Source organism: Chromobacterium indicum (assembly GCF_039708975.1).
Taxonomy (GTDB): Bacteria; Pseudomonadota; Gammaproteobacteria; order Burkholderiales; family Chromobacteriaceae; genus Chromobacterium; species Chromobacterium piscinae.
On record NZ_JAYFSJ010000008.1, the window covers coordinates 178,948 to 189,540 of the forward strand.

Sequence of the window (10,593 nt, forward strand, 5' to 3'; positions counted from 1 at the left end):
TATTCTCATTAGCCTGGACGCGCAATGGGATTTCTGTTTTCCTTTGTTAAAAATAGTTAAGAATCTAGTGATGATTAAATACAAAAAACTATCTTCGGCCAGATTGTGGCGGATGGCGGGGATGGTCTGCTGGGGCGTGGCGGCGCAAGCCGCAGAAGTGCCCGGCATGTCCGGCAGCATGCATCAACAGATGGAAAACGATTCGCGGCGCTTGTTGCAGGACAACAGCCGCCGCTTCGACGCCATTATCCAGCAGCAGCGTCTGCGGCAGATGCTGCCGGACAGCAATACCATGCATCGGCCGGAAGCGGAGGACATGAGCGAGCTGGATTGCCTGCGCGTCAAGGGCGTGCGTCTGGCCGGCATCAAGCTGCTGAGCCGCAAGGAAGTGGCTTCGCTGGGCGAGCTGGCGGGCGACTGCCTGAGCAATGAAGAGCTGAACCGCTACAGCCGCGCCTTGACCCAGCTTTATCTGAAAAAAGGCTATATCGCCGCGCGGGTGGCGGCCGAAGGGCCGGACGAACAGGGCGTGCTGACCTTGCGCGTGCACGAGGGCCGGGTGGAAAAAATCGTCAGCGCCGACCGACGCAGCAACCCGGCCACCTTGTTTCCCGGGGTGATTGGACGGCCGCTGAACATCCATGACGCCGACCAGGGCCTGGACCAGGCCAACCGGCTGCCGTCCAGCAAGGCGACGCTGGACATTTTGCCTGGCGAAACGGTGGGCGGCTCCATCCTGAGCCTGCGCAACAATATGGACGCGCCCTGGCGGCTGAACTTCAACGCCGACAACACCGGCCGCGACAGCACCGGCCGGGTGCAGGCTGGGGTCGGGCTGTCGTGGGACAGCCCGCTGGGCTTGTCCGACTTCATCAGCGTGTCGGCGCAGCGCACCAGCAACGACAACGCGGTGCGGCACAGCCGCAGCGAATCGCTGTTCTATTCGCTGCCTTACGGTTATTGGACTTTCAGCGCTTTCGCCAGCCGCGCCGATTACCTGAACCCGCTGCAATTGCAGAACAGCGCGGTGAATCTGTCAGGCCGCACCGCGCAGAGCGGTCTGCGCGTGGATCGGGTGTTGAGCCGCGGCCAAGACCAGACCACCTCGCTGATGGCGCAACTGACGCATAAGCGGGTGCGAAATTACTTTCTCGACAGCGAGATCGACATCACCAGCCCGACGCTGAGCGTGGCCGAGCTGGGCCTATCGCGTTTGCAGCTGCTCAGCGGCGGCGTGTTGATCGCGGACGCCGGCGTGCAGCGAGGCACCCGCTGGCTGGGCGCCAGCGCGCCGGACCCGCGCGCGCCGGACGGCCCGAATCCCCAGTTTACCAAGTGGAAGGCGTCGCTGAACTGGTTCCAAAGCCTGGCCTTGCCCGGCGGGCCGTACCAGCTCAACAGCGCGCTGGTCGGCCAGACCAGCCGCGACTATCTGCCGGGCGTCGAGCAGATGGATGTGTCCGACGCCAGCGCGGTGCGCGGCTTTCGCCGCAACACGTTGGCAGGCGAAACCGCCTGGTCCTGGCGCAACACGCTGTCGCGCCGCTTCGAGATGGCAGGCGTTGGCATGACGCCGAGGCTGGGATTGGATGGCGGCCGGGTATTGCCGAACGGCTCGGTCCAACAGTGGCAAAGCATTGCCGGCGCCAGCCTGGGCCTGGCGTTCAGCTATCGCAAGGCCAGCCTGGATCTGGAATACAGCCGACCTTTGCACAAGCCCGCCGGCTGGCAGCCGGAAGGCCATCAGTTGTTCGCCAGGCTGGCGTTGTCCTGGTGATGCCTTTGGCATCTGTTTTTAAAAGTATAAATATTCTGAAAGAAATTAGCTGCGGACGCGACTAAGCGGTATTGGCAGTATTTCATTTGAATTGATTTAAAAAGAGACGTAGATTAGAAATCAAACGTATGTTTTAGTGCGGGTAAGAACGGCAGGCAGGCCGGCGATGCTCGCGCGACATGGGTTGGATGAAGCGGCCTGAGGCCGGATCTGCTTGTTCTTTGGATGAACGGGACTCAAATCATGAAGAAAAAAATAAATTTCGGATTATCGGCAACGGGGAAAGTGGCCGCAGCGCTGACCCTGGCGTTTTGCGTGGCGGAAGCCACGCTGGCAGCCGGCATCGTAGCCGGCGGCAACGGCGCGCAGCCTCAGGTGAGCAATGCCGCCAACGGCGCGGCGGTGGTCAATATCGTGGCGCCCAGCGCCGCGGGCCTGTCGCATAACCAGTACCAGGATTTCAACGTCGGCAAGCCGGGCGCGGTGTTCAACAACTCCGCCACCGGAGGCCAATCGCAGCTGGCCGGCCAATTGGGCGCCAATGCCTTGTTGGGCGGACGCGAAGCCAGCGTGATTTTGAATGAAGTGATCAGTCGCAATCCGTCCTTGCTGTTGGGCAAGCAGGAAGTGTTCGGCAAAGCCGCCGACTATGTGCTGGCCAACCCCAACGGCATCACTTGCAGCGGCTGCGGCTTCATCAATACTCCGCGCGCGTCGCTGCTGGTGGGCAACGCCAATATCGAAAACGGCGCCATCGCTTCCTTGCAGGCTGCGCGGAACGGCAACGCGCTCACCGTCAACGGCTCCGGCCTGAGCGGCGTCAACGTGCTGGACCTGATCGCGCCGCGCATCGATGTGCGCGGCAATGTCGCCGCGCGCGACCGGATCAATGCCCGCGCCGGTTTCAATCTGGTGGATTATCAGGGCGACGACGCCAAGATCATCCGCAGCGACAAGGCGCCTGAGGGCGTGGGTTCGCTGGACAGCGTGTTCTTGGGCGCGATGCAGGCCGGCCGCATCAATATCATCAGCACCGCCGACGGCGCGGGCGTGAACGTGGGCGGCAGCCTGAACGGCACGCAGGAAGTGTCGGTAGAGGCCAATCAGGGCAAGCTGGCGCTGGAAGGCGCGCAGATTCGCGCCAGCGAAGGCAAGGTGGCCTTGGCCGCGCGGCAGATCGACAGCCGCGGCCGCGTGGAAACCTCCACTACCCAGGACAGCAGCCATGACGAGAGCTGGTTCATCTGGAAAACCGGCGAAACCAATACCGCCAGCAAGGGCAGCGACGCCAGCATCAAGCGCAGCGCCATCAGCGCGCGCGACGATGTGACGCTCAGCGCCGGCGACACCGCCACGCTGGCGGCCACCGACATCAGCGGCCGCAATGTGGCGCTCAGCGGCAAGGATGTGACGCTGGACAGCCAACTGGCTGAAAGCACGTCCAGCAGCAGCAATCACGCCTGGAAAAACTCCTGGGCGTACAACCGCGACCAGAACGACACCACTCAGCGCCAGGAAGGCGTGCGCATCCGCGCAGACCAGGACGCCACGCTGACCGCGGCGGCATCGGCGGCGGACAATCAAGCCGCCGACGGCGCGCAGCCGCGCGGCCAGATCGCCATCCGCGGCGGCAGCGTCACCGCCGGCCAGGATATCCGCCTGCAGGCCGATGGCGGCGTGAAGCTGAGCGGCGTGACGGAGACCGACACCCACCGCGACCAGGGCAACCGCAAGAACGACGGCGCCAGCCTGGAAACCGGCTCCTGGGACAATACTTCCAGCGAGCAGCGCCTGGCGCAAAGCCAATTGCGCGCGGGCCGCGATCTGAACATCCGCGCCAGCGGCGACATCGACGCCAAGGCGGCCAAGCTGGCCGCCGGCCGCGACGCCGGTTTGGAAGCGGGCGGCGCGCTCAGCCTGGGCGTGCAGCAAACCGTGAGCCTGAACAACCAGCGCAACGACCAGGTGTACTGGGGCGGCATCGGCGGCGGCGGCAACCGCGACAACGGCAAGACCGATACCGTCAACACCGGCAGCGATCTGACCGCCGGCGGCAAGCTGACGCTGCAAGGCGACAGCGTGGCGATCGCCGGCAGCCGCGCCCGCGGCGAGCAGGACGCGGTGGCGATCAGCCGCAACGGCGACGTCAGCATCGACAGCGTGGTCAATCAGTCGCAAACCCGAACCGACCAGCGCAGCGGCACCGCCTTCAACATCACCAAGAGCAGCAGCAAGGGCAACGCCAGCCAGCAGCAGGCGGTCAACGCCGAGTTGAAGTCGGACACCAATCTGACCATCCAGTCCGCCAAGGATGTGGCGATCAGCGGCAGCCAGGTGCGCGCCGGCGGCGAGCTGAACGTTTCCGCGAACGGCGACATCAAGGTGGCGGCGTCGCAGACCCGGGATACCGTGCAGAGCAAGGACACCGAGCTGGCGCTGCGCGGCGTTGGCGAGATCACCGGCGACAAGCAGTACCGCGGCGGCGTGCGCATCGAGCACAGCAGCAGCAGCGTGGACCGCGATGCGACGCAGAACCAGGCGGCGACGCTGTCCGGCGACAAGGTGGCGCTCACCGCTCAGGGCGACCTGACCGTGACCGGTTCCAAGCTGAACGCCGGCACCGGCGGCGCGGCCCTCAGCGGCCAGAACGTCAGCCTGAACGCGGCGCAGGACACGGTGAAGGAAAGCAAGAGCAGCAGCGTCACCGGCGGCGGCATCTATATCGACGCCGGCCTGGACAAGACCGGCGTGGCGCTGGGCGTGGATCAGAAGAATAGCCGCAGCCAATCGGAGAGCAGCAGCGCTCAGGTCAGCGCGATCAACTCCAAGGGCGGCGTCAGCATCGTGGCCGGCAACGGCGACGGCGACATCCGCAACCAGGGCACCCAGGTCAAGGCTGACGGCGACATCAAGCTGGCCGGCGGCCGCATCGACAATCAGGCTGCCAACAGCACCCAGAAAACCACCACCGACAGCAGCCATTGGGGCGTGGAGGTGGGCGTCAGCGCCGACTACAGCGGCGTGACCCGTCCGCTGGTGGCGGCAGGCGAGAAAGTGGCCAAGGGCGACGTGGCCGGCGCCGCAGGCGCGGCCGGCAATCTGGGCGCGGCCAATCTGGGCGTGGATGTCGGCGTCAAGGCCGGCGTCGGCACCGAAACCAGCCAGTCCAGCACCGCCCAAGCCAGCAGCCTGAACGGCGGCACCGTCAAGGTGGACGCCAAGGCGGGCCTGAGCGATCAGGGCACCCAGTACCAGGCCGGCAACACGGTGGAGATCAAGGCGGACAGCCACCAGTTCAGCGCCGCGGCCAATACCCAAAGCCAGAGCGGCAGCAAGACCGAGGCCGATGTCGGCGTGCGCGTTTACACCACCACCGGCGAGGACGTGAACGTCAAGGCCGCCGGCAGCGGCAGCACGGTGACCAGCGCGTCCTCCAGCTCCACCGCGGTGACCGGCGGCATCCGCGCCGGCAACGGCGTCAAGGTGGACGTGGACAACAACGCGGCTTACCAGGGCGTGGCTATCGCCGGCGGCAAGGGCGCGGCCAGCGTCAGCGCGGGCGGCGACCTGAGCTTCAGCCAGGCCAACAACACCAGCAGCAGCGAGCAGCGCACCGTGGGCGGCAAGGCCAACCTGGCCATCACCACCAGCCCGATCGAAGGCGGCGGCAAGAATGTCGGCGGCAGCGGCGGCGTGGCGGTGAGCGTGGACAAGCAGCAATCCAACTCCAGCGCCGCCGTGGCCGGGGGCGTGGACGCCGATGCCGGCGTGGCATTGACGGCCGGCGGCAAGCTGGGGCTGCAGGGCGACAAGATCGCCAGCCGCGGCGACGTGGCGCTGAAGGGCGACAAGGTGGAGTTCAAGGCCGCCGAATCCAGCGCCGACAAGTCCGGCAGCCAGTGGGGCTTCGACGTCAAGGCTGGCGGCAGCCAGAGCAATGGCCAGGAGAAGGCGAGCCAGGGCTTCAACGTGGGCGTCGGCGGCAATTACGCCAACACCGACGAGTCCAGCCGCAGCCAGGCCGGCGGCAGCGTGGCCAGCGGCGGCAAGGCCAGCATCGAGGCCGGCAGCGGCGGCATCCGCCTGAGCGGCACCCAGGTGCAGGGCGACAGCGTCAAGCTGGGCAGCCAGGGCGATGTCCGCCTGGAGTCGGCGCAGTCCAGCAGCCAGCGCAACAACTGGAGCGTGGCCGGCAATATCGGCGGCGGCAACAAGGCCAGCAGCGACAAGGAAAACGGCCAGATCAAGCCGGACAGCACCAAGAACGTGCATGACGTCAGCGCGGGCTTGAGCGTCAAGGTGGATCAGCAAGACAAGCTGAGTAACGCCAATGCTTCTGTCACCGCCAAGCAGCAGGTGGAACTGAACGCCGAAGGCAACGCCACTCTGGCCGGCGCCAACGTCAGCGGCAAGACCGTCACTGGCCAAGTGGGTGGCAAGCTGGCGCTGGAAAGCCGTCAGGACCGCGACAACAGCGTCAAGGTGGATGTGGCGCTGGGCGTCAACAGCTCCAACGGCAAGGAGGCCAGCCTGGTCGATCAGGCCGCCGACAAGGCCGGCCCGCTGAAGGACAAGGTGAAAGAGAAGGGCACCGAGCTGGTCAACGCCGCGTCCGATAAGGTGAAGGAGAAGTACGACAGCCTGGCCTTCAATAAAGGCCTGAAGGAAGACACCACCAATGCGGTGAGCTTCAACGCTAGCAGCGAAACCGTCACCCTGCCCGAGCAGCCGACCTCCGGCCCGGCCAAGTCCGGCACGCTGGATACGCTGGCGCGCAAGGGCGGCAACACGCTGAAGGACAAGCTGCTGAACGCCCAGGACAAGGGCACCGAGCTGAAGGCCGATGTGGACGTCACCGTCAAGCGCGACAACTCGGTCGGCGCCGTCACCGGCGTCGCCGGCGCCGATGGCGTGGCGCTGCAAGTGGGCGGCAAGACCCAGCTGACCGGCGCGACCATCTCGTCCGCCAACGGCAAGGTGGATTTGGGCGAGTCCAAGGTGGAAACCGCCGACATCGCCACCGAGCGCTACAACGGCGGCGGCGGGGTCAAGCTGAACAGCACGCCGTCCGGCATCCTGAAGCAGGCGGTCAGCGATGTGACGTCCGGCAAGGCGCCGCTGATCCGCGCCGAGCATGAGAATGTGCCGACCGTGGTGCAAGGCGGCATTCAGAGCAAGTAAGCCGCTTGATGCAAGCGAAAACCCCCGTCAGGAAACTGGCGGGGGTTTTGTTTTGGAGTGGCTGTTATTGCAGGGGAATGAACTCGGTCTCGCCCGGCACCATCGGGAAACGTTGGGCGATCCAGTCCGCGCGGGCCTGAGCCAGGCGCTCGCGGCGGCTGGATACGAAATTCCAGTCCAGATAGCGCGGGCTGGCCGGCGGCGTGCCGCCAAGCAGCATCACCCGGCTGTCGCGTCGGGCGACCAGCTCGCCGCCCTGGCCGGTTTGCAGCAGGCCCAGCTGATTGGCGCCCAGCGCGGCGCCATCCACATCCAGCTCGCCGGCGGCGACATAGGCGGCCAGCTCGTCCACGCTTTCCGGCAGCGCCAGACGCGAGCCGGCAGGCATGACGGCGCTGGCGTAGAACACCGGCAGCGGATAGGCGACCGGCGCGCGGCGGCCCCAGCCTTCGCCCATCAACAGGTTCAGCTGCACGCCGTCCTGGCTCCAGCGCGGCAAGTCCTCGGCCGGGTAGTGGGCGAAGGCCGGTTCGCATTCCTCCAGTTCGTCCGGCAGCGCTAGCCACAATTGCATCCCTTCCACCGCGACGCCTTGCCGGCGGATATCGGCTGGCACCCGCTCGGAGTGGGTGATGCCGCTGCCAGCGGTCATCAGATTGACCGCGCCGGGCTCGATGCGCTGCACGGTGCCCAGACTGTCGCGGTGCATCATCGCGCCGGAGAACAAATAGGTGACGGTGGCCAGGCCGATATGCGGATGCGGCCGCACATCGCCGGCGCTGCCTTCTGCGGCGAAATGGGCCGGGCCCATGTGGTCGAGAAATACGAAGGGACCGACGCGGCGCGCCTGCCGGGTGGGCAGCAGCCGGCGCACCGGAAAGCCGATGTCGCGGTCCTGGCTGGCTATGGCTTGTGTAAGCAGCGGCATGATGTCTCCTGGCAATGGCATGCGGGTCAGAAGCGTCCGTCGCGGAAATCGCTGATGGCTTCTTCCACTTGTTCGCGGCTATTCATCACGAACGGCCCCCACTGGGCGATGGGTTCGCCCAAGGGCTTGCCGGCGATCAGCAGCAGGCGGCTGTCGGCCGCGGCGCGGATGGCGACGCTGTCGCCGCCCGTGCGGTTGTCCAGCACCGCCATCTGCCTGGCCTTGACGCCGCGCTGCTGCGCGCCGACGGCGATTTCCCCCTGGTAAACATAGAGGAAGGCATTGTGGCCGGCCGGGATTTCCAGCGTTTCCTCGCTGCCGGCGTCCAGATGCAGATCCAGATAGAGCGGTTCGGTGGCTTCGCGCTCCATCGCGCCGGCCTGGCCCCGCCAGTAGCCGGCGATCAGGCGGGCCTCGCCTTGGGCTGGCGCAGTCGGGATCTCGGCGGCGGGAATGTCCCGATACCAGGGCTCGCACAGTTTGCGTTCCGCCGGCAGGTTCAGCCATAGCTGGAAGCCGTGCATCAGGCCATCCTCCTGCTCCGGCAGCTCGGAATGGACGATGCCGCGTCCGGCGGTCATCCATTGCACGCCGCCGGGCCCGAGCAGGCCCTCGTTGCCGGCGTTGTCGCGGTGGCGCATGCGTCCGGCCAGCATGTAAGTGATGGTTTCGAAACCGCGGTGCGGGTGGCTGGGAAAGCCGGCGATGTAGTCGTCTGGATTGTCGGAGCGGAACTCGTCCAGCATCAGGAAGGGGTCCAGCCGCCGCTGCAGGTCGGCGGTGAGCACCCGCAGCAGGCGTACGCCGGCGCCGTCCGATACTTCGCGGCCATTGATGATGTGTTCCACTTCGCGGCTGGTCTTGCTCATGTTTCTCTCCGGTCTGGATTCATGCTCTTTATTTTTGCAGTGAAAAATCAGATAAAAAAGCGCAAAATTCAGCGCATATATATCTAAAAAATAGATTGATTATGAAAACGACGCTGGAGCAGTGGCAGGTGTTGCGGACCATCGTGGAGGAGGGTGGTTTCGCCCAGGCGGCGGAGAAGCTGCATCGCAGCCAGTCGTCGATCAGCTACGCGGTGGCCAGGCTGCAGGAGCAGCTGGAGGTCGCTTTGTTGCGGCAGGATGGGCGGCGGATGCGGCTGACCGGCGAGGGGGAAGTGCTGCTGCGCGAAGCGGCCGAGCTGCTGCGCCACGCCGACAGGCTGGAGCGGCGCGCGGGGAGCCTGCGCCGCGGCTGGGAGCCGGAGCTCAAGGTGGCGCTGGACAGCTTGCTGCCGGCCGAGGTGATGCTGGCCGCCTGCGGCGACTTCGCCGGCCATTGCCGGGAGACGCGGCTGCAGTTGCATGAGGTGGTGATGTCGGGCGCTGACGACGCCTTGTACCAAGGCGACGCCTCGTTGGCGGTGGCGGGGAGGGTGCCGCAGGGTTTTCTGGGGGACTGGCTGCTGGACGCGGAGTTCATTGCTTGCGCGGCGCCGGGCCACCGTTTGCACGCCTTGGGCGGCGAGCTGGACAGCGAAAGGCTGCGCGGCGAGGTGCAGGTGGTGTTGCGCGATTCCGGCATTCGCCAGCCGAGGGACGAGGGCTGGCTGGGCGCGCATCAGCGCTGGACGGTGTCGCAGCCGGAGACTGGCATCGCGATGGTGGAGGCTGGCCTGGCTTTCGGCTGGCTGGCGCGCCATCGCATCCGGCGGCAGCTGGCCGAGGGCAGCCTGAAGCCGCTGCCGCTGAAGAGCGGAGCGGTGCGCAAGGCCTCGCTGTACCTGGTGCTGGCGGAGCCTGCGTCCGCCGGGCCCGCCTGCCTGTATCTGGCCGACGCGCTGAGAAGGGCCGCCGCCGATTGGCGGAGCGGCTGCGCTCAGTGATTGGCCTGCTGGCCCTTCAGATAGCTTTCCAGCGCATGGCCGGCGGACAGGATGTGGAAGCGCAGGAATTCCGCCGCCTCGTCCGCCTTGCCCTGGCGGCATAGCTCCAGCAGCCGGGTGTGCTCTTCGTGAGCGCGCTCCATGGTGCGGGTGAACAGGATCTGCATCCGGGTGTAGCGGTCGGTCTTGTTATGCAGCTGCTCGATCAGCGCCAGGGTGTTCGGCCGCTTGGCGGCGCGGTACAGCGCCAGGTGGAAGCGGGAGTTGATCTCGCCCCAGTGGCGCACGTCGTTGTTGTTGAGCGCCACTTCGAACTCGCGCAGCGTCTGCTGGGCGGCGTCGTGGTCGGCCGAGCTTTGACAGGGGATGGCGGCCTTCAGCAGAGAGCACTCCAGCATCGCCCGCACTTCCAGCAATTCCAGAATGTCCTCCAGCGACAGCTTGGAAACCAGCGCGCCCTTGTGATCGATGATCTGGATCAGCCCCTCGGCCTCCAGCTGCCGCAGCGCTTCCCGCACCGGCACCCGGCTGACGCCGTATTCATTGGACAGCGCCTCTTGGCGCAGTTGTTGGCCGTCGGCGAACTCGCCGGACAGGATGCGTCGGCGCAGGGATTCGGTGACGGCACTGGTAAGCGTCTGGCGCTTGATCGGCTGCAGGGTGGTCATGGTGGATGGGCTTATCTGTCAGTCAATCGGATACATGCAAATGTATTCGATTATACGGAGCTTCACTGTACTGGCAAGCGGCAAAACTGAACATTTTTGTCGCAATTCTATAATTGCGGAGGCGGGAAAAGATAAAGCCCGACACGAGGTCGGGCTTTGCTGTTTCTGG

At 65.8% G+C, this 10,593-nt stretch carries 6 protein-coding genes; 3 read left to right on the forward strand and 3 right to left on the reverse strand.

The window, feature by feature from the left end; genetic code table 11:
* Positions 1-70: 70 nt before the first annotated feature.
* Both VA599_RS12710 and VA599_RS12715 read left to right on the forward strand, forming a co-directional pair.
* Entirely contained in the window at positions 71-1,777 is a 1,707-nt protein-coding gene (locus VA599_RS12710) for a ShlB/FhaC/HecB family hemolysin secretion/activation protein (RefSeq protein ID WP_346788865.1), read from the forward strand.
* A gap of 243 nt (positions 1,778-2,020) precedes the next feature.
* On the forward strand, positions 2,021-6,958 hold the full coding sequence (locus VA599_RS12715; protein ID WP_346788866.1) for a hemagglutinin repeat-containing protein: 4,938 nt from the start codon (positions 2,021-2,023) through the stop codon (positions 6,956-6,958).
* Between the two features lie 64 nt (positions 6,959-7,022).
* On the opposite strand, the gene VA599_RS12720 is transcribed toward VA599_RS12715, so the two are convergent.
* Positions 7,023-7,886 (reverse strand): pirin family protein, encoded by an 864-nt coding sequence (locus VA599_RS12720; RefSeq protein WP_346788868.1) that lies wholly within the window; start codon positions 7,884-7,886, stop codon positions 7,023-7,025.
* Between the two features lie 26 nt (positions 7,887-7,912).
* Positions 7,913-8,755, reverse strand: coding sequence for a pirin family protein (locus VA599_RS12725; protein ID WP_346788869.1), 843 nt, complete (start codon positions 8,753-8,755; stop codon positions 7,913-7,915).
* A 101-nt stretch (positions 8,756-8,856) separates the two neighbouring features.
* Between VA599_RS12725 and VA599_RS12730 the strand changes: the two genes are divergently transcribed.
* Complete coding sequence (locus VA599_RS12730) at positions 8,857-9,756, forward strand: LysR family transcriptional regulator (RefSeq protein WP_346788871.1); 900 nt, start codon at positions 8,857-8,859, stop codon at positions 9,754-9,756.
* Here VA599_RS12730 and VA599_RS12735 read toward each other — a convergent pair.
* A complete protein-coding gene (locus VA599_RS12735) occupies positions 9,750-10,424 on the reverse strand; it encodes a GntR family transcriptional regulator (RefSeq protein WP_021475694.1) in 675 nt (224 codons plus the stop codon). The genes VA599_RS12730 and VA599_RS12735 overlap by 7 nt on opposite strands.
* Positions 10,425-10,593 lie beyond the last annotated feature (169 nt).